The 17,930-nt window shown below is 71.7% G+C and carries 16 protein-coding genes; 9 read left to right on the top strand and 7 right to left on the bottom strand.

Translation table 11 applies throughout. The features are described 5' to 3' along the window. Positions 1-163: 163 nt before the first annotated feature. The 4 genes from MW290_RS13820 to paoA all read right to left on the bottom strand — a co-directional run bounded on the left by MW290_RS13820 (position 164) and on the right by paoA (position 5,566). On the bottom strand, positions 164-1,681 hold the full coding sequence (locus MW290_RS13820) for a methyl-accepting chemotaxis protein (protein WP_250195228.1): 1,518 nt from the start codon (positions 1,679-1,681) through the stop codon (positions 164-166). 87 nt (positions 1,682-1,768) lie between these two features. Then, the gene (paoC, locus tag MW290_RS13815; RefSeq protein ID WP_250195227.1) at positions 1,769-3,979 is read right to left on the bottom strand and encodes an aldehyde oxidoreductase molybdenum-binding subunit PaoC; all 2,211 of its coding nucleotides are present in this window, start codon (positions 3,977-3,979) and stop codon (positions 1,769-1,771) included. Position 3,980: 1 nt separating this feature from the next. Then, a complete protein-coding gene (locus MW290_RS13810) occupies positions 3,981-4,931 on the bottom strand; it encodes an FAD binding domain-containing protein (RefSeq protein WP_250195226.1) in 951 nt (316 codons plus the stop codon). Beyond that, complete coding sequence (paoA, locus tag MW290_RS13805; protein ID WP_250195225.1) at positions 4,928-5,566, bottom strand: aldehyde dehydrogenase iron-sulfur subunit PaoA; 639 nt, start codon at positions 5,564-5,566, stop codon at positions 4,928-4,930. The genes MW290_RS13810 and paoA overlap by 4 nt, the downstream gene beginning before the upstream one ends. A gap of 232 nt (positions 5,567-5,798) precedes the next feature. On the opposite strand from paoA, the gene MW290_RS33145 reads away from it, so the two are divergent. The 4 genes from MW290_RS33145 to MW290_RS13785 are packed head-to-tail and all read left to right on the top strand — an operon-like array spanning position 5,799 to position 8,984. Next, a complete protein-coding gene (locus tag MW290_RS33145; RefSeq protein WP_310740081.1) occupies positions 5,799-6,872 on the top strand; it encodes an acyl-CoA dehydrogenase middle domain-containing protein in 1,074 nt (357 codons plus the stop codon). Then, on the top strand, positions 6,860-7,651 hold the full coding sequence (locus MW290_RS13795; protein ID WP_250195224.1) for a PIG-L deacetylase family protein: 792 nt from the start codon (positions 6,860-6,862) through the stop codon (positions 7,649-7,651). Before MW290_RS33145 ends, MW290_RS13795 begins: the two co-directional genes overlap by 13 nt. A gap of 50 nt (positions 7,652-7,701) precedes the next feature. Beyond that, positions 7,702-8,310 carry an SAM-dependent methyltransferase gene (locus tag MW290_RS13790; protein ID WP_250195223.1) on the top strand — a complete coding sequence of 203 codons (609 nt, stop codon included), beginning with the start codon at positions 7,702-7,704 and terminating at the stop codon, positions 8,308-8,310. Next, the gene (locus MW290_RS13785; RefSeq protein WP_250195222.1) at positions 8,307-8,984 is read left to right on the top strand and encodes a glycosyltransferase family 2 protein; all 678 of its coding nucleotides are present in this window, start codon (positions 8,307-8,309) and stop codon (positions 8,982-8,984) included. Before MW290_RS13790 ends, MW290_RS13785 begins: the two co-directional genes overlap by 4 nt. Positions 8,985-9,021: 37 nt before the next feature. Here the strand turns inward: MW290_RS13785 and MW290_RS13780 are convergent, their stop codons facing one another. After that, complete coding sequence (locus tag MW290_RS13780; RefSeq protein ID WP_250195221.1) at positions 9,022-11,118, bottom strand: M13 family metallopeptidase; 2,097 nt, start codon at positions 11,116-11,118, stop codon at positions 9,022-9,024. Positions 11,119-11,277: 159 nt separating this feature from the next. Then, positions 11,278-12,147 carry an alpha/beta fold hydrolase gene (locus MW290_RS13775; protein ID WP_250195220.1) on the bottom strand — a complete coding sequence of 290 codons (870 nt, stop codon included), beginning with the start codon at positions 12,145-12,147 and terminating at the stop codon, positions 11,278-11,280. A 147-nt stretch (positions 12,148-12,294) separates the two neighbouring features. Between MW290_RS13775 and MW290_RS13770 the strand changes: the two genes are divergently transcribed. The 5 genes from MW290_RS13770 (at position 12,295) to MW290_RS13750 (ending at position 16,981) form a co-directional block, all read left to right on the top strand. Continuing rightward, the gene (locus MW290_RS13770) at positions 12,295-12,822 is read left to right on the top strand and encodes a 2,4'-dihydroxyacetophenone dioxygenase family protein (RefSeq protein ID WP_250195219.1); all 528 of its coding nucleotides are present in this window, start codon (positions 12,295-12,297) and stop codon (positions 12,820-12,822) included. 26 nt (positions 12,823-12,848) lie between these two features. Further along, complete coding sequence (locus MW290_RS13765; protein WP_250195218.1) at positions 12,849-13,835, top strand: tripartite tricarboxylate transporter substrate binding protein; 987 nt, start codon at positions 12,849-12,851, stop codon at positions 13,833-13,835. 11 nt (positions 13,836-13,846) lie between these two features. Further along, the gene (locus MW290_RS13760) at positions 13,847-14,575 is read left to right on the top strand and encodes an SDR family NAD(P)-dependent oxidoreductase (protein WP_250195217.1); all 729 of its coding nucleotides are present in this window, start codon (positions 13,847-13,849) and stop codon (positions 14,573-14,575) included. Positions 14,576-14,582: 7 nt separating this feature from the next. Further along, positions 14,583-15,368, top strand: coding sequence for an IclR family transcriptional regulator (locus MW290_RS13755; protein ID WP_250195216.1), 786 nt, complete (start codon positions 14,583-14,585; stop codon positions 15,366-15,368). Positions 15,369-15,463: 95 nt separating this feature from the next. Then, positions 15,464-16,981, top strand: coding sequence for a protein adenylyltransferase SelO (locus MW290_RS13750; RefSeq protein ID WP_250195215.1), 1,518 nt, complete (start codon positions 15,464-15,466; stop codon positions 16,979-16,981). On the opposite strand, the gene MW290_RS13745 is transcribed toward MW290_RS13750, so the two are convergent. Further along, the gene (locus MW290_RS13745; RefSeq protein ID WP_250195214.1) at positions 16,960-17,919 is read right to left on the bottom strand and encodes a DMT family transporter; all 960 of its coding nucleotides are present in this window, start codon (positions 17,917-17,919) and stop codon (positions 16,960-16,962) included. The two genes, MW290_RS13750 and MW290_RS13745, sit on opposite strands and share 22 nt — an antisense overlap. Between the last annotated feature and the right edge of the window lie 11 nt (positions 17,920-17,930).

The following is a 17,930-nucleotide window of genomic DNA, read 5'->3' as shown; positions in this document are numbered from 1 at the left end:
CAGGGCCCCTCAGCCCCGCCGGGCCGCCCCAAAGGGCTGAGAGCCCCCCCGGGGGGTGGCGAGCGCAGCGAGCTTGGGGGCAGACATCAGCCCCGCCGGGCCGCCCCAAGGGGCTGAGAGCCCCCCCGGGGGGTGGCGAGCGCAGCGAGCCTGGGGGCCAACATCAGCGGAAGGAGGCGACGGTTTCCACCAGCGTACGCGACTGCTCCTTGAGCGACATGGCGGCGGCCGAGGCCTGCTCCACCAGCGCGGCGTTCTGCTGGGTGGCCTGGTCCATCTGGGCGATGGCCTGGTTCACCTGCTCGATGCCGGAGGTCTGTTCCTGCGAGGCGGTGGTGATCTCGGCCACCACGGTGGTCACGCGTTCCACGCTGCCCACCACTTCCTGGATGGTGGCACCGGCCTGGCCCACCAGGCGGGTGCCGGCTTCCACCATGTCCACCGAGCTGCCAATCAGCGACTTGATTTCCTTGGCCGCCTCGGCGCTGCGCTGGGCCAGCGTGCGCACCTCGCCCGCCACCACCGCAAAGCCGCGGCCTTGTTCGCCGGCGCGCGCGGCTTCCACCGCCGCGTTCAGCGCCAGGATGTTGGTCTGGAAGGCGATGCCGTCGATGGTGCCAATGATGTCGGCGATCTTGCGCGAGCTGTCGCTGATGGCGCTCATGGTCTGCACCACTTCACCCACCACCGCGCCACCGCGGGCGGCCACCTGCGAGGCGGCCACGGCCAGCTCGTTGGCCTGGCGGGCGTTCTCGGCGTTCTGCTTGACGGTGGCGGTGATCTCTTCCATCGACGCGGCGGTCTGCTGCAGCGCGCTGGCCTGGGATTCGGTGCGGGCCGACAGGTCGAGGTTGCCGGCGGCGATCTCGCCGGAGGCGGTGGCGATGTGGTCGGTCGCCAGGCGGATGCTGCCCACCGTGCCGGCCAGACCCTGCTGCATCTGGTGCATCGCGGCCAGCAGGCTGTTGCTGTCGCCGGGCCGCAGCTGCACCTGCACCGAGAGGTCGCCGGCGCCGATGCGGCGCACGATCTGCGCGGCGTAGTCGGGCTCGCCGCCCAGGTCGCGGTAGATGCGGCGCGACATGGTCCAGCCCATCACGCCCACCACGGCCATCAGCGTGCCGCCCACGCCCATCATCATCGCGGCGGCGCGCCAGAAGGCGGTGTCGATGTCGTCGATGTAGTCGCCGGTGCCGATGATCCAGTCCCAGGGCTGGAAGTGCGCCACGGCATACAGCTTGTCCACCTTCTCCTGCAGGCCGGGGCGGGTGCCGGGGGCCACCACGTTGCCGATGGCCTTGCCCTGCAGCGCGGCGCGGTAGCGTTCACCGGCTTCCTTGCCGCCCTTGGGGTCGACGATGCCGATGCGCTTGGGGTTGGGGTGGACGTAGTTGATGTCGTTGGTGTAGCCACGGACGAAGTAGTAGCGCTCATCCTTGCGCAGGCTGCTCAGCACGGCCACGGCCTGGGCCTGGGCGGCCTCGCGGGTGAGCTTGCCGGCCTTTTCCTGCTCATGCAGCTTGTCCACCGCGGCCAGCGCCAGCACCACCATGTTGTCCACCTGGGCGGTGCGCTCTTCCAGCATGGTCTGGCGGAGCCCATGGAGCGAGAGCCCGATCAGCGCCAGCGCGCCGCAAAGGGCTGCGGCACAAAGCCAGAGGATTCGGGTACGGAGTTTCATGGACGACCACTTCAAGACAAGACGCAACAGCTGCGGATATCGGCCGCTGTAGCGCCAGCTTGACAGTGGTCGTGCCTGTGCAGCTGGTCAGGCCACCGGCGGCAGCCGGTCCAGCAGCTTGTCCAGCGTCACCGGGTAGTCGCGCACCCGGATGCCGGTGGCATGGTGCACCGCGTTGGCGATGGCCGCCGCCACGCCGCACAGGCCCAGCTCACCCACACCCTTGGCCTTCATCGGCGACGAGATCGGATCGGTCTCGTCCAGGAAGATCACGTCCTGGTGCGGGATGTCGGCATGCACCGGCACCTCGTAGCCTGCCAGGTCATGGTTGACGAAGTAGCCGCGGCGCTTGTCCAGCGCCAGCTCTTCCATCAGCGCCGCGCCCACGCCCATGGTCATCGTGCCGATGACCTGGCTGCGCGCCGACTTGGGGTTGAGGATGCGGCCGGCCGCGCACACCGCCAGCATGCGGCGCACGCGGATCTCGCCGGTGGCGGCGTCCACCGCCACCTCCACGAAGTGGGCGCCGAACGTGGATTGCTGGTACTGCTTGTCCAGATCGCCATACTCGATCGCGTCTTCGGCCACGAGGCCGGCGCTGCCGGCGGCATCCGCGAGCGGCACGCTGCGGCCACCGGCCGTCACCTGGCCGTCGGCAAATTCGGCCTGCGCCGGGTCCATGCCCAGCTGGCGGGCCACCTGCTCACGCAGCTTGACGCAGGCCGCATACACGCCCGAGGTCGAGTTGTTGGCGCCCCATTGCCCGCCCGAGCCGGCCGAGGTGGGGTAGCTGGAATCCCCCAGCCGCACCGCCACCTGCTGCACCGTCACGCCCATCATCTCGGCCGCCGTCTGGGCAATGATGGTGTAGCTGCCAGTGCCGATGTCGGTCATGTCGGTTTCCACCGTCACCCGGCCGCCCGGCTCCAGCTTCACCCGGGCGCCGGACTTCTGCAGCAGGTTGTTGCGCAGCGCCGCCGCCACGCCGGTGCCGATGAGCCAGCGGCCCTCGCGCTGCTGGCCGGGTTGCGGGTTGCGCTGCGCCCAGCCGAAGCGCTCGGCCCCGGTGCGCAGGCACTGCACCAGTTGGCGCTGCGAGAAGCGGCGCGAGGGCTTCTCCGGGTCCACCTGGGTGTCGTTCACCACCCGGAACTGCACCGGGTCCATGCCCAGGCGCTCGGCCATCTCGTCGATGGCCATTTCCAGCGCCATCAGGCCCGGCGCTTCGCCAGGCGCGCGCATCGCATTGCCTTCGGGCAGGTCCAGCACCGCCAGCCGCATGGCTGTCATGCGATTGGCGCCGGCGTACAGCAGGCGCGTCTGGTTCACCGCGGTCTCGGGCTGGCCGTCGGGCAGGTCGCCCGACCAGCTCTCATGGCCGATGGCGGTGATGCGGCCATCCTGCTCGCAGCCGATGCGCAGCCGCTGGATGGTGGCCGGCCGGTGGGTGGTGTTGTTGAAGATCAGCGGCCGCTGCAGGGCCACCTTCACCGGCACGCCGGCCGCGCGGGCACCCAGCGCGGCCAGCACCGCATCAGCGCGCAGGAACAGCTTGCCGCCGAAGCCGCCGCCGATGAAGGGCGAGATCAGGCGCACGTTCTCCTTCTTCATGTTCAGCGTGCGGGCCAGGTCGCCGGCGCCCCAGTCGATCATCTGGTTGCTGGTCCACACCGTCAGCTTCTCGCCTTCCCAGGCGGCCAGCGTGGCATGCGGCTCCATCATCGCGTGCGACTGGTCGGGCGTGGTGTAGGTGGTGTCCAGCTGCACCGGCGCCTTGGCGAACGCCCCGGCGAAGTCGCCCACCGCGGTGTGGGTGGGGCCGCTGTTCTCGTTGGCCTTGGCCATCGGCGCGCCATCGCGCGCGGCCGACAGGTCGAAGGCACCGGGCGCGGTGGCATACCGCACCTGCACCAGCTCGGCCGCGGCGCGCGCCTGCTCGAAGCTGCGGGCCACCACCACCGCCACCGCCTGGTGGTGGTGGTCGATCCGCGGTCCGCCCAGCAGCTTGGCGGTGTTCATCTTGCCCTTGGCCAGCTTGCCCGCATTGCGGGCGGTGACGATGGCCAGCACCCCGGGCGCGGCACGGGCGGCCCGCAGGTCCATCGACACGATGCGACCCTTGGCGATGGCGGCGCCTACCACATGGCCATAGGCCGCGTTGCGGGCCACGTCGTGCCGTTCATAGGCATAACGCGCGGTGCCGGTGGTCTTCATGGGGCCGTCGATGCGGTCCAGCGGCTGGCCGATGACCTTGAGCTGGTCGATCGGGTTGGTGGTGGCGGGTTGGTCGAATTTCATCTCAGGTCCTCGCTTCGGCCATCACCGCGGCGAGCGTGCGCTCCACCAGCGGACGTTTGAAGGCGTTGTGTTCATCGGTGCGCGCATCGGCCAGCAGCTGGGCGGTGAAGGCCTTGGCGCCCTGGGTCAGCTGCGGCTCGGCCGCTTCCATGCGCCAGGGCTTGTGGGCCACGCCGCCCACGGCCACACGGCCGCGGCCATCGGGCTGCAGCACCGCGGCCACCGACACCAGCGCGAATGCGTACGAGGCGCGGTCGCGCACCTTGCGGTAGAGGTGCTTGCCACCCAGCGGCGGCGGCAGCGTCACCGCGGTGATCAGCTCGCCCGCTTCCAGCGTGGTGTCGATCTGCGGTGTGTCACCGGGCAGCCGGTGGAAGTCGGCGATCGGGATGGTGCGGCGGCGGCCGTCGCCGCGCACGGTTTCCACCGTGGCGTCCAGCACCCGCATGGCCACCGCCATGTCGCTGGGGTGGGTGGCGATGCAGGCCGCGCTGGTGCCCACGATGGCCAGCTGGCGCGAATAGCCGCCGATGGCCGAGCAGCCGCTGCCGGGCTGGCGCTTGTTGCAGGGCTGCTGCGTGTCGTAGAAGTAGGGGCAGCGGGTGCGCTGCAGCAGGTTGCCCGCGGTGGTGGCCTTGTTGCGCAACTGGCCTGAGGCGCCCGACAGCAGCGCGCGCGACAGCACGCCGTAGTCGCGCCGCACGCGCTCGTCGGCCGCCAGGGCGGTGTTGCGCACCAGCGCGCCAATGCGCAGCCCCCCGCCGCCGCTGGGCTCGATCTTGTCCAGCCCCAGGCCGTTGACGTCGATCAGGTGCGGCGGCGTCTCGATCTGCAGCTTCATCAGGTCCAGCAGGTTGGTACCACCGGCGATGAAGCGGGCCCCGGGCGTCTGCGCGGCCGCGGCTGCGGCCTCGGCGGGCGACTTGGCCCGTTCGTAGCTGAAGGCCTTCATGCGCGCACCCCCGCCACTTCGGTCATCGCATCGACGATGTTGCTGTACGCGCCGCAGCGGCAGATGTTGCCGCTCATGCGCTCGCGCAGCTCCTCGGCGCTGAGCAAAGGCTTGACGGTGATGTCGGCCGTGACGTGGCTGGGCACGCCGCGCTGGATCTCGTCCAGCACCGCCACGGCGGAGCAGATCTGCCCCGGCGTGCAGTAGCCGCACTGGTAGCCGTCGTGCTTGATGAAGGCCGCCTGCATCGGGTGCAGCTGGCCGGGCTGGCCCAGGCCTTCGATGGTGGTGACGGCGGCGCCTTCGTGCATCACCGCCAATGACAGGCAGCTGTTGATCCGCTGGCCGTCCACCATCACGGTGCAGGCGCCGCACTGGCCGTGGTCGCAGCCCTTTTTGGTGCCGGTGAGCTGCAGGTGCTCACGCAGCGCATCCAGCAGCGTGGTGCGGTTGTCCAGCTCCAGCGCATGCACGCGGCCGTTGACCTGCAGGCTCACGCGGGTGGTGGGGGGTTCGGTGCTGGCGGTGGCATCGGCCGGGGCCGCGGGCGCTGCGGCGGCCGAGCTGGCCGCCACGGAAGCGGCGCTGGCCAGCAGCAGTTCGCGGCGCGAGAGCGCCAGGTGGGGACTGTCCATGGGAATGTGCTCCGGGTCGGGGATGACGCCGGTTCGGCAATCACCAGGCCCGGGAGGGCCGCCCATCAACCCAAAAGGGCCAGCCGCGCAAGACACCTACGGCCATACGCGCAAGCGTCCTACACGGTGCGTACGGCGGTGCGGGCGACCATGCCTGCACACCCTCACAGCGGCGCCGTGCCGTCCATCGATGTGCGCCTCTCCTGTCTTGTCGCCGGTGCGTCCTGGCCTCTTGAGCCCCTTGCCGGCCGCGGCTGCCCGGCCACTGGTCGACCGCATCGGCTCGGTGCTGGAGCGCCTGGCGCAGGGCGCTGCGCACGGCACCGGCGCCCAGTTGCAGGCGCTGGTGGCGGCCGGGCTGGATGAGCTGCCGTGGCCCGGCAGCGGGCGCACGCTGCAGCGCTGGCAGGCGTTGGCGGCAGTGGCGGCCCACGACCTGTCGCTGGCCAAGTGGTACGAAGGCCATACCGACGCCCTGGCCGTGCTGAATGAACTGAACGAGCCGGCCCCGCCGGCCGGCGCTTGTCTAGGCATGTGGGCCGCCGAGCCGCCCGATGGCCGGGTGACTTTTGAGCGCCTGCCGACGGGTGAGGTGCGCCTGCGCGGCACCAAGCGCTGGTGCTCCGGTGCCGGTGACGTGACCCATGGCCTGCTCACCGCCTGGGCCGACGGGCCGGACGCGGCCGACAGCGGCCCCTGGCTGGTGCTGGTGGACATGGCCCAGCCGGAAGTACAGGTGCAGCCCGGTGCCTGGTGTGCCGTGGGCATGGCCGACAGCCGCAGCCTGGACGTGCAGCTGGAAGGTGCCACGGCACGCCTGTGCGGCACGTCCGGCGCGTACCTGCGGCGGCCGGGTTTCTGGCAGGGCGGCATCGGCGTGGCGGCCTGCTGGTACGGCGGCTGCCTGGCCCTGGGCCAGGCGCTGCACCGGGCGGCGGCCCGCCTGGCCGATGCCCCGGCCGACCGCCGCTGGCCCGCCCAGGTGGCGCTGGGCCAGGCCGATGTGGAACTGCAGACGCTGGCTGCACTGCTGCGGCAGGCTGCCGCCTGGGTCGATGCCCATCCCCACGACGACGCCCAGGTGCTCGCGCTGCAGGTGCGCAGCGCGGTGGACATGGCGGCCCAGCGACTGCTGGTGCTGGCCGGGCGTGCGCTGGGGGCCACTCCGTACTGCCGCGACCCGCAGTTCGCCCGTCTGGCGGCCGACCTGCCGGTGTTCGTGCGGCAGACCCATGCCGACCGCGACCTGGCCAGCCTGGCGCGGCGGGTGGGCACCGCCGAAGGGGCCGCCGCATGGACGCTGTAGCCCCAGCGCCCTTGATCCACGGCCAGGGCACGCCGGCAGCGGCCTGGGCCGCCTGCCCGCTGCTGCAAGCCTTGCCACGGCTGGAGGCGATGGCGCTGCTGCCCGACGGCCGCCGCGCCGTGGTGGTGGCTCCGCACCCTGATGACGAAGTGCTGGCCGTCGGCGGCCTGCTGTGGCAGTGGTCTGGCGCCGGCCGCACGCTGAAAGTGCTGGGCGTGACGGACGGCGAAGTGGGTGTGCCCGAAGGCGACCCGACCCCGCCCGACAGTCTGGCCGCCACGCGTCGGCAGGAGCGCCGCCAGGGCCTGGCCCGGCTGGGCCTGCCGGCAGACGCCATCCACCCCCTGGGCCTGCCCGATGGCGGCGTGACCCTGCACGAGGGCGCACTGGTGCAGGCACTGTTGCCGCTGCTGCAGCCGGGCGACCGCGTGTTCACCACCTGGCGCCACGACGGCCACCCCGACCATGAAGCCACCGGCCGCGCCTGCGCCGCGGCCTGTGCCGCCACCGGGGCGGAACTGGTGGAAGTGCCGGTGTGGACCTGGCACTGGGCCGAACCCGGCGACGCCCGCGTGCCCTGGCAACGCCTGCGCCAGCTCATGCTGCCGCCCGAGGCCTTGCGCGCCAAGCGGGAGGCGCTGGCCTTGCACCACTCACAGCTGCAGGCGCCGGCCGGGGCCCAGCCCATCTTGCCGCCGTGGGCGCTGGCCCGCTGGCTGCGGCCGGTGGAGTACGTGATGGCGCCGGCCATCGATCCACCGCCCGGCTGGCCCGCCTGAGGCGGACCCCCAAACGCGACGCAGACGCCAGACGCCCACGCCCGACGCCCATGCCCGAGATCGACGCCCATTACTTTCGCCACCTCTATGCCCAGGGCGACGACCCCTGGGGCTACCGCACCCGCTGGTACGAGCAGCGCAAACGCGCGCTGACGGCCGCCTGCCTGCCCGATCGCCGCTATGCCAGCGGCTTCGAGCCCGGCTGCGCGGGCGGTGACCTGGCCGCGGTGCTGGCGCCGCGCTGCGACCGCTACCTGGCGGCCGACCTGGAACCCACGGCCGTGGCCGCGGCGCGCCGGCTGCTGGCTGAGCTGCCGCATGCGCAGGTGCGGCAGCTCAGCCTGCCCGATGGATGGCCGGCCGATGGCCCTTTCGACCTGGTGGTGCTGAGCGAGCTGGGCTACTACCTGGGCGCCGAAGGCCTGACCCAGGTGGCCCGCCAGGCGCGGCACAGCGTGCAGGCTGGCGATGGCGTGGTGCTGGCCTGCCACTGGCGCCACCCTATCGAAGGCTGCACGCTGAACGGCGATGCGGTGGATGCGCTGCTGCACCACACGCTGGCGTTGCCGCGCCTGTTGCGGCATGAAGAAGCCGACTTCGTGTTGTCGGTCTGGGCCACCGACGGCCGCTCCGTCGCGGCGCGGGAGGGGCTGGTGTGATCGGCATCGCCGTGCCCGCCCACAACGAAGAAGCGGTGCTGGGCCGCTGCCTGGCCGCGCTGCAACGCGCGGCGCGACACCCGGCGCTGGCGGGTGAGTCGGTGCTGCTGCTGGTAGTGCTGGATGCCTGCACCGACGGCAGCGCCGCCATTGCCGAGGCGGGCGGTGCCCGTGGCCTGCCGCTGCAGGCCCGCAACGTCGGCCTGGCGCGCCAGGCCGGTGCCCAGGCCCTGCTGGCGGCCGGCGCCCGCTGGCTGGCCTTCACCGATGCCGACAGCGAAGTGGCCGACGACTGGCTGGTGGCCCAGCTGCGCCACCAGCAGGCGGGTGCCGATGCGGTGTGCGGCTGCGTGACGGTGGCCGACTGGTCGCTGCACAGCGCGCAGGTGCGTGGCCGCTATGAGGCCCATTACCGCGCCATCGACGGCCACCGCCACATCCATGGCGCCAACCTGGGCGTGTGCGCCGAGGCCTACCGCAGGGCCGGCGGCTTCCGCCCGCTGGCCTGCTCGGAAGACGTGGCCCTGGTGGAGGACCTGCAGGCCACCGGCGCCCGCATCGCCTGGAGCGTGACACCGCAGGTGCGCACCAGCGCCCGCCGGCAGGCCAGGGCGCGGGGTGGGTTCGCGGACTTCCTGCTCAGCCTGGATGGCGGATTGGCGTCAGCGGCTTGACGGTTGGCCCCCCAAGCTCGCAGCGCGGGCCGCAGCGTCACCAGATCCGGATGCGTTCGCGCGGGGCGCGCCACATCGCATCGCCCGGCCGGGTGCCGAACGCGCGGTGGAATGCGTCGAGGTTGAGCAGCGGCGCATAACCGCGCACCGCGCTGTTGGCGTGGTAGTCGATGGCGGCCAGCAGGCGGATGCGTTCTTCGCGGGCCTTGTAGATCCACAACTGCGCCCAGGCCACGAAGCAGCGCTGGTCGGTGGTCAGACCATCGACGCGCGGCTGCGGCTGGCCCTTCAGCGCCCGTTGGAGCGCTGCATGCGCCAGCGTGATGCCGCCCAGGTCGGCCGTGTTTTCGCCCAGCGTCAGCGCGCCGTCCAGTTGCAGGCCGGGCAGCAGCTGCACCTGGTTGAACTGCGCCACCAGCCGGTCGTTGCGCTTCTTGAACTCGGCCGTGGCCGCGGGCGTCCACCAGTCGCGCACATTGCCCTGGGCGTCGTACTGGCGGCCGGTGCTGTCGAAGCCGTGCGTCAGCTCATGGCCGATCACTGCGCCCATGGTGCAGTAGTTCACCACCCTGTCGGCCCCGGGCGTGAAGAAGGGCGGCTGCGAGATCGCGGCGGTGATGTCGATGCCGTTGAGCTGCGGGTCGTAGGCCGCGTTGATCGACACCGGCGTGGTGTGGCCCACCTCGGCAAAGCGCTCGCGAGCGGCGGGGCGACCCACCTTGTCGATCTCGCGCTGCAGCTGGAAGGCGGCAATGCGCTGGTGGTTGCCCAGGTGGTCGTCGGGGCGGATCTCGACGCCGCTGAAGTCGATCCAGCGCTGCGGGTAGCCCACCTGGATGTCCACCTGCGCCAGCTTGGCCAGCGCCGCGGCGCGGGTGGGCGCGTCCAGCCAGGGGTTGGTCCTCAGCCGCCGCGCGAACTCGTCCTTGATGTGGCCCACCATGCGCGTGATCTCGCGCCGGGTGTCTTCGGTGTAGTAGCGCTGCACGTACAACTGCGACAGCGGATGAAACAGCTCCACCGTCAGCAGTTGCACCGCCTGCCGTTCCAGCGGCATCGTGCTGGCCAACCCGTCGCGTTGGCGCTGGAACTCCTGGCTGAGCTGGAACCAGGGCTGGCCCAGGAAGTCGGCATTGCGCGCCAGCACCGACCAGCGCAGCAGTACCTGCAGGTCGGGCGCCGGCCGGTTGGCTAGCAGCTGGTTCAACGCCTTCAGGCCGGCCAGGTCGGGCAGCTGCAGCCGCGCCGGCAGCGTGAGCCCGGCGGCGGTGGCCATGGCCCGAAGGTCGATGGCCGGGATCAGCGCCTGCGCTTCGTCCACCGACATCAGGTTGTAGATGCGCGCCGGGTCGTAGGCCTGCAGCGGCGTCAGCCGCGGCGCGGCCAGCTCGGACTCCATCGCCAGGATGCTGCGTGCCTTGGCCGCGGCCACGTCCGGCGCATCGCCCAGCTGCTGGTGCATGCGGGTGACGTGGTCGACGTACAGGTCGCGGATCTTCTGGCTGGCCGGGTCGCTGTACTGGTCGCGCTCCAGCGACAAGGCGCCCAGCTGCAGCGTGAGCTGCGTGCGCGCGCTGTCCTGGAAGTCGGTCATCACCGCGAAGTTGAGCAGCGGCGAATTGCCGGTGCGCGCCTGCAGCCGCGCCGACAACCGGGCCAGGTCCGTGGGCCCGCCGGCCTGTGCCGCCGCGTCCAGGTCGGCCTGCACCGGCTGCAGCCCGGCGGCGTCGCGCTGGCGCAGATCGAGCGCGGCGCGGTAATAGTCGCCCACCTGCTGCGCGGGGCTGCCCCGGGGCGCGGCGGCCTGGCTGGCCTGCACCGCCAGCTGCTGCAGCTGCGCATCGAGGTTGGCCCCCAGCATCGAGAAGCCGCCGATGTCCGATTCGGCATCGGGAATGGTCAGCCGCTTCAACCAGCGGCCGTTGGCATAGGCATAGAAGTCCTGCCGCGGATCGACGCTGCGGTCCATGTGCTCGGCCGAGTACCCGACGCCGCCACCCGGCGCCTGCGCCGTCGGCTTGACCGGCCGGTGGATCACCCCGGCCGAACCGGTTGGCGCGGACCAGGACAGGGCGGGGAGCAGGCCGAGCAGGGGGCCGAGCAGGAGAGCGGGGAACAGCAGGTGACGGCGCATGGCGGGTCCAGGGGTGGGACGGGCATGGGGCCGGCAGGCCAGGCCCGCGCGGCGCGCTGGCACGATAGCGCGGGGCAGGCTGGGGGCCGGCCTTCGCGTTAGGGGGTGACGGTGGCCTGGCTGGCCGGCCCGTGGCGCCGCAGGGCGCCCCGTTGCCGATCAGGGCCGCGCCTCGTCCAGCAGCGCCGCCAGCGCGGCATTGAACTCTTCCGCCGCTTCGTAGGGCACCCAGTGCCCGGCCCCGGCGATGAACCGCAGCGAGCCGCCGGCCGGGGCCTGGGCCAGGGCGTCGCGCACCACTTGCAGCCGGCCGCGGTAGAGCACGTCGTCGTCGCCCCACAGGCCGTGCACCGGGCAGCGCAGCCGGGGCAGCGTGCGCAGCAGCAGGTCGGTGCGCATGAGCCGGCGGCGGCGCATGCGGTCGCGTTCGATGTTGGCGCCGTGCAGGGCCACGGCCAGGGCGTCGATGGCCTCGGGCCGGGACAGCATCAGCACGCCCAGGTTGTGGCGGTGCAGGGCGTCGCGGCGCTCGCCGGGTGGCGCCGTGTCCCAGGCACGCAGGGGCAGCGGCGCCATCGGCGCTTCGCTCAAGGCCGGTGCGCCCACCAGCACCAGCTGCCGCACGCGGGCGGGGTGGGCCGCGGCCCACAGGCCGCCCACCAGGCCGCCGAACGAAAAGCCCACCAGGTCCACCGGTGCATCGCCGATCAAGGCGTGCAGGCCTTGCTCCAGCCAGCCGGGCAGCACGTCGGCATCGTGGCCGTCGGGCGGTTCGGCCGAATCGCCGAAGCCTGGCATGTCGGCCGCCAGCACGCGGTGGCCGGCCTGCACCAGCGGCGCGATGTTGCGCGCCCAGTGGGTCCAGCTGCCGGCGCCGCCGTGCAGCAGCACCACCGGCCGGCCGCTGCCCCAGGCATGCCAGGCCAGCGCGCCATCCCCGCAAGGCGTATGCAGCACGGTGCTGGCGTGCTGCAGCGCCTGCAGGTCGGCCAGGGTATGGACATGGAGGGGCCATTGAACTTCAGCCATGCACCCAAGGTTAGCCCTATGGCGGCCCGCCCGGCGCTGGCTTATCGTTTGTCCACTTTATGGATGCGCTGTCCACATGGTGGACAAACCCGGTCTGGCAGTCCAGCGGACCGTGGCGCGTGTCTTCATCGTCCGTCCGAGATTGCCGTGCCCCTCGACCGACCCGATGCCGATCCGCTGGTGCCTTACCAGCTGCCGTTTCCGCCCGATGCATTGCCCGAGATCGTGGTGCCCGACGCGGTGCCCGTGGACGAGCGCCTGTGGGTGCCGCAGGCCGAGAACGTGTGGTTCCGCCCGCTGTGCCTGAACGCCAGCCAGGGCTATTGGATGAACCTGCTGCGGGTGCGCAAGTCGGGCGTGCTCAGCCGCCACCGGCATCCGCAGGCGGTGCACGGCTTCGTGCTCAAGGGACGCTGGCGCTACCTGGAGCACGACTGGGAAGCCACCGCCGGCAGCTACGTGTTCGAGCCGCCGGGCGAAACGCACACGCTGGTGGTGCCCGAAGGCGTGGAGGAAATGATCACGTTCTTCCAGGTGAATGGCGTGATGGTCTACACCGACCCGCAGGGCGCGGTGCTGGGCTACGAAGACGTGTTCACCAAGATCGACCTATGCCGCCGCCACTATGCCCGGGTGGGCTTGGGCGAAGACTTCGTGCAGCGCTACATCCGCTGAACCAGAACCCGAGAGAGGAGACCGAGATGCGTTTGATCCCCACCCTGTGCAGCCGCTGGCTGCCCGCACTGGCCCTGGCCACCGGCCTGGCCGCCAGCTTCACCGCGCCGGCCACCGCGCAGACCGTGGACTACCCCAACCGGCCGATCGAGCTGGTGGTGCCCTTCCAGCCCGGTGGCGGCACCGACGCGCTGGCCCGCGCCTTCGCGGAGGCGGCGCGCAAGCAGGTGCCTCCCGGCATCGTCATCGTCAACAAGCCGGGCGCCAGCGGCGCCATTGGCTGGAACGAGGTGATCCACGCCAAGCCCGACGGCTACAAGCTGGCGCTGGTGACGGTGGAGCTGACCACGCTGCCGCACATGGGCCTGGCCAAGTTCACGCATGAAGACTTCTCGCTGATCGCGCGGCTGAACGCCGACCAGGCGGCCATCACCGTCAAGGCCGATGCGCCCTACAACACCATCGAGGAGTTCCTGGCCGCGGCCCGCAAGACGCCGGGCGAGATGAAGGTGGGCAACGCCGGCAACGGCTCCATCTGGCACCTCGCCGCCGCCGCGCTGGAAGACAAGACCGGCACCCAGTACAACCACGTGCCCTTCCAGGGCGCGGGCCCGGCGGTGCAGGCGCTGATGGGCGGCCACATCGACGCGGTGGCCGTGAGCCCGGCCGAGGTGGGCACCTACGTGGCCAGCGGCAAGCTCAAGACGCTGGCGGTGATGGCCGAGAACCGCGTCAAGGGCTTCGAGAAGGTGCCCACGCTGAAGGAACGCAACATCGACCTGGTGATCGGCACCTGGCGCGGGCTGGCGGCGCCCAAGGGCACGCCGCCCGAGGTGATGGCCTGGCTGCGTGGCGTCACCGCCAAGACCGCCAACGAGCCTGCGCTGCGCGAGGCGATGGACAAGCTGAACCTGGGCTACTCGTATGCCGACGACGCGGCCTTCCGCACCGCGATGGCGCGCGACAACACCTACTTCAAGGCCTTGATGGCCAAGCTGAACATCAAGAACTGAGTCAAGAACTGATGACGACCCCCACCTACCTGCCGACGATGCTCCAGGGCCGCCATGCCCTGGTCACCGGTGGTGCCCAGGGCATCGGCGCGGCCATCGCCAACCAGCTGGCGGCCCTCGGCGCGCAGGTCACCGCGGCCGACCTGGGCGCGGGCGACGGCTCGCTGGCCGCAGGCGTGGCGCTGCGCCAGGCCGACGTGACGAGCGAAGACAGCGTGCAGGCGCTGATGGCCGGATTGCAGCGGGTGGACATCGTCGTCAACTGCGCCGGCATCATCCGTCGCGGCGCCGAGCATGCGCTGCCGGTGTTCGAGCAGGTGCTGGCCGTCAACCTCACCGGCAGCATGCGGGTGTGCACCGCCGCGCGCGCCCACCTGCGCGCCACGCAGGGCTGCATCGTCAACATCGCCAGCATGCTCAGCTTCTTCGGTGGCGGCCTGGTGCCGGGCTACTCGGCCAGCAAGGGTGGGGTGATGCAGCTCACCAAGTCGCTGGCCATCGCCTATGCCGAAGACCGCATCCGCGTCAATGCGGTGGCGCCGGGCTGGATCGCCACGCCGCTCACCCAGCCGCTGCAGGACGATCCGGCGCGCAACGGCCCCATCCTGGCGCGCACGCCGCTGGGCCGCTGGGGCACGCCGGCCGACGTGGCGCAGGCGGTGCTGTTCCTGTGCTCGCCGGCGGCCGGCTTCATCACCGGCGTCACGCTGCCGGTGGACGGCGGCTACCTGGTTGCCTAGACAAGCCATGCCCACGGCCGTCCAGGGTACCGCCGCCTTCGGCAAGTTCATGCAGGTGCTGCAACTGGTGGCCGATGCGCCGGGGCCGATGACCACGGCCGAACTCACCCGCGCCAGCGGCTTTCCGCGGCCCACGCTGCACCGCATCGTCGCGGCGCTGCTGGCCGAAGGCCTGCTGCGCGAAGCCGAAGGCGGCGGCAGCTACGAGCTGGGCCCGCGGCTGATGGCACTGGCCAGCCGCAGCTGGGGCCGCTCGGGCCTGCGCGGCGCGGCGGGCGAGGCACTGCGCCAGTTGCGCGACACCACCGGCGAGACGGTGCACCTGGCGGTGCCCAGCGGCACCCGCATGGTCTACATCGAGAAGCTGGAAAGCCCGAGTGCGGTGCGCATGGCCTCCCGCGTGGGCAGCAGCATGCCGATGCATTCCACCGCGGTGGGCAAGGCCTACCTGGCCGCGCTGGACGAAGCGCGGCGCGAGGCGCTGCTGCCCACGCTGGAGCTGACCCGCCACACCGACCACACCGTGGTGCGGCCCGAGGCGCTGCGACGCCAGCTGCAGCGGGTGCAGGCGGACGGCTGGTCGGTGGACGACGAGGAGAACGAAGCCGGCATCACCTGCTACGGCGCCGTCATCCGCGGCGGCCAGGGTGAGCCGGTGGGCGCGGTGAGCGTGAGCACGCTGCGCTACCGCCAGCCGGCTGACGTGCAGGCGGCCTATGTGCAGCCACTGCTGGCCGCGGTGCAGGCCATCTCGGCACGCATCGCCGGCATGCCGACCTCGGACGAAGCCTGACGGCCCCGCCACGGGCGCTGACCTGGGGCAGCCCGCCCGGCGGCACGGTCTCCGGTTTGCCGGCAGACTGCCACCGTCTGCCAACATTGCCTGCCATGACCGTCATCGCCTTCGACAACACCTACGCCCGCCAGCTGGAGGGCTTTCACGTGCCGTGGAAGCCGGCCACCGCCCCCGCGCCGCGCCTGCTGTATGCCAACGAGGCGCTGGCCGCCGAGCTGGGCCTGGACCCGGCGCTGCTGCAGGGCCCGCAGGCCGCTGCCACCTGGGTGGGCAACCAGCTGCCCGACGGCGCCGAGCCCATCGCCCAGGCCTATGCCGGCCACCAGTTCGGTGGCTTCTCGCCGCAGCTGGGGGATGGTCGCGCGCTGCTGCTGGGCGAGGTGATCGACCGCCAGGGCCGGCGCCGCGACATCGCCTTCAAAGGCTCGGGCCGTACGCCGTTCTCGCGCGGCGGTGACGGCAAGGCTGCGGTGGGCCCGATGCTGCGCGAGGTGCTGATCGGCGAGGCGATGCATGCGCTGGGCATTCCCACCACCCGCGCGTTGGCGGTGGTGGCCACCGGCGAGCGGGTGATGCGCGAGCTGCCGCTGCCCGGCGCCGTGCTCACCCGCGTGGCCGCCAGCCACCTGCGGGTGGGCACCTTCCAGTTCTATGCCGCGCGCGGCGACCTGGCGCGGCTGCGCCAGCTGGCCGACTACACCCTCCACCGCCACGACCCCGCGCTGGCCGCCCGGCCCGATGCGCCGCTGGCGTTGCTGCAGGCCGTGGCGGAGCGGCAGGCCCGGCTGATCGCGCAGTGGATCAACGTGGGCTTCATCCACGGCGTGATGAACACCGACAACATGGCCTTGTCGGGCGAAACCATCGACTACGGGCCCTGCGCTTTCATGGAGGCGTACAACCCGGCCGCGGTGTTCAGCAGCATCGACCACGGCGGCCGCTACGCCTATGCCAACCAGCCGCACATCGCGCGCTGGAACCTGGCCCGCTTCGCCGAAACGCTGCTGCCGCTGATCGCCGGCAGCGAAGAAGAAGCCGAGACCCAGCGGGCCGTCGAGCAGGCGATGGCGGTGATCGACGGTTTTCCGGCGCTGTACGAAGCGGCGCTGCTGGCCGGCCAGCGCGCCAAACTGGGCTTGGTGGCAGGCAGCGGCGACGATGCCGAAGACCGCCAGCTGGCCGCCGACTGGCTGGCGCTGCTGCAAGCGCAGGCGGTGGACTTCACCCTGGGCTGGCGCCGCCTGGCCGACGCGGCCGAGGGCCGCGACGACATGCTGCAGGCCTTGTTCACCGACACCGCGCCGCTGCAGGCCTGGCTGCAACGCTGGCGCCAGCGGGCCGACCTGCCGGCGGCGGCGGACGGCGTGGTGAGCGAAGCCACCACCCAGCGCGCCGCGGCGATGCGCCGCGCCAGCCCCTTCGTCATCCCGCGCAACCACCGGGTGGAAGAGGCGCTGACCGCCGCCATGATGGAGAACGACCTGCAGCCCTTCGAGCGCCTGCTGGCCGCGCTGCAGCAACCGTTCAGCGAAACGCCCGAGCTGCAGCCCTACGGCGAGCCGGCCCCGGCGGCCGTGACGGCCGGCTATCAAACCTTCTGCGGCACCTGAGCGCAGGCGCGGCCCCGGGCCGCGCCTTGCTGCGTCACCAGCCAGATGCCCGCGCAGGTGAGCACCAGGGCCAGCGCGTACTTGGGCTCCAGGATGCGTTCACCCAGAAACAGCGCCGACAGCAGCGTGCCGAACACCGGCACCATGAAGTTGAAGGCGGTGATGCGGCTGACCCGGTTGTGCTGGAGCAGCAGGCTCCACAGCGAGAAGGCCGCCGCCGACAGCAGCGCCAGGTAGCCCAGCAGCAGCCACGCCCCCAGGCTGAAGTGCCCCAGCTGGCCGCCGCCGGCCCAGCCCAACACCAGCAGCACCGCACCGCCGATGGCCAGCTGCCAGCCGGTCATCAGCACCGGGTGCATGCCTTGCGACACCCGCTTGCCGTAGATGCTGGAAGCGGCCAGCACCGCTGCCGCGGCCACGATGCAGCCTTCACCCCGCAGCGTGAAGTCGAAGTCCAGCGGGCCCTGGCCCAGGCTCACCACCATCACGCCGGCAAAGCCGATGGCGCATCCCAGTGCCTTGCGCGGTGACAGCCGGTCGTCGGCATGCAGCCAGTGCGCCAGCAGCACGCTGAAGAAGGTGCCGGTGGCATTGAGGATGGAGGCCTTGACGCCCGTGGTGTAGGCCAGACCCACGTAGAAGAACAGGTACTGCAGCGTGGTCTGCGCCACGCCCAGCAGGCCCACACGGCCCCAGGCGCGTGCATCGGGCAGGCGCACCGTGCGGCCCATCAGGGCCAGCGCGGCCAGCAGCACCAACCCGGCCGCCAGGAAACGCCAGCCGGCGAACAGCAGCTTGGCCGGCAGGTCGGCCGGCACGATCTGCAGCAGCGCATAGCCGCTCTTGATGGCAGCGTAGGAGCTGCCCCACAGCAGGCAGCACAGCAGGGCCAGGGCCACGACGTTGCGCGGCCGGGTGAACACGGAAAGAGGGGTCAAGGCGAAGGCAG

The organism is Aquincola tertiaricarbonis (assembly GCF_023573145.1).
GTDB lineage: Bacteria > Pseudomonadota > Gammaproteobacteria > Burkholderiales > Burkholderiaceae_C > Aquincola > Aquincola tertiaricarbonis_B.
The sequence above is the reverse complement of the archived record's forward strand: the minus strand, read 5'-3'. Positions and strand labels throughout refer to the sequence as shown.

What these genes read in the sequence shown, in the direction of transcription:
- MW290_RS13820 (WP_250195228.1), bottom strand. Translation starts at nt 1,681, where the DNA reads ATGAAACTCCGTACCCGAATCCTCTGGCTTTGTGCCGCAGCCCTTTGC.
- paoC (WP_250195227.1), bottom strand. Translation starts at nt 3,979, where the DNA reads ATGAAATTCGACCAACCCGCCACCACCAACCCGATCGACCAGCTCAAG.
- MW290_RS13810 (WP_250195226.1), bottom strand. Translation starts at nt 4,931, where the DNA reads ATGAAGGCCTTCAGCTACGAACGGGCCAAGTCGCCCGCCGAGGCCGCA.
- paoA (WP_250195225.1), bottom strand. Translation starts at nt 5,566, where the DNA reads ATGGACAGTCCCCACCTGGCGCTCTCGCGCCGCGAACTGCTGCTGGCC.
- MW290_RS13795 (WP_250195224.1), top strand. Translation starts at nt 6,860, where the DNA reads ATGGACGCTGTAGCCCCAGCGCCCTTGATCCACGGCCAGGGCACGCCG.
- MW290_RS13790 (WP_250195223.1), top strand. Translation starts at nt 7,702, where the DNA reads ATGCCCGAGATCGACGCCCATTACTTTCGCCACCTCTATGCCCAGGGC.
- MW290_RS13780 (WP_250195221.1), bottom strand. Translation starts at nt 11,118, where the DNA reads ATGCGCCGTCACCTGCTGTTCCCCGCTCTCCTGCTCGGCCCCCTGCTC.
- MW290_RS13775 (WP_250195220.1), bottom strand. Translation starts at nt 12,147, where the DNA reads ATGGCTGAAGTTCAATGGCCCCTCCATGTCCATACCCTGGCCGACCTG.
- MW290_RS13765 (WP_250195218.1), top strand. Translation starts at nt 12,849, where the DNA reads ATGCGTTTGATCCCCACCCTGTGCAGCCGCTGGCTGCCCGCACTGGCC.
- MW290_RS13760 (WP_250195217.1), top strand. Translation starts at nt 13,847, where the DNA reads ATGACGACCCCCACCTACCTGCCGACGATGCTCCAGGGCCGCCATGCC.
- MW290_RS13755 (WP_250195216.1), top strand. Translation starts at nt 14,583, where the DNA reads ATGCCCACGGCCGTCCAGGGTACCGCCGCCTTCGGCAAGTTCATGCAG.
- MW290_RS13750 (WP_250195215.1), top strand. Translation starts at nt 15,464, where the DNA reads ATGACCGTCATCGCCTTCGACAACACCTACGCCCGCCAGCTGGAGGGC.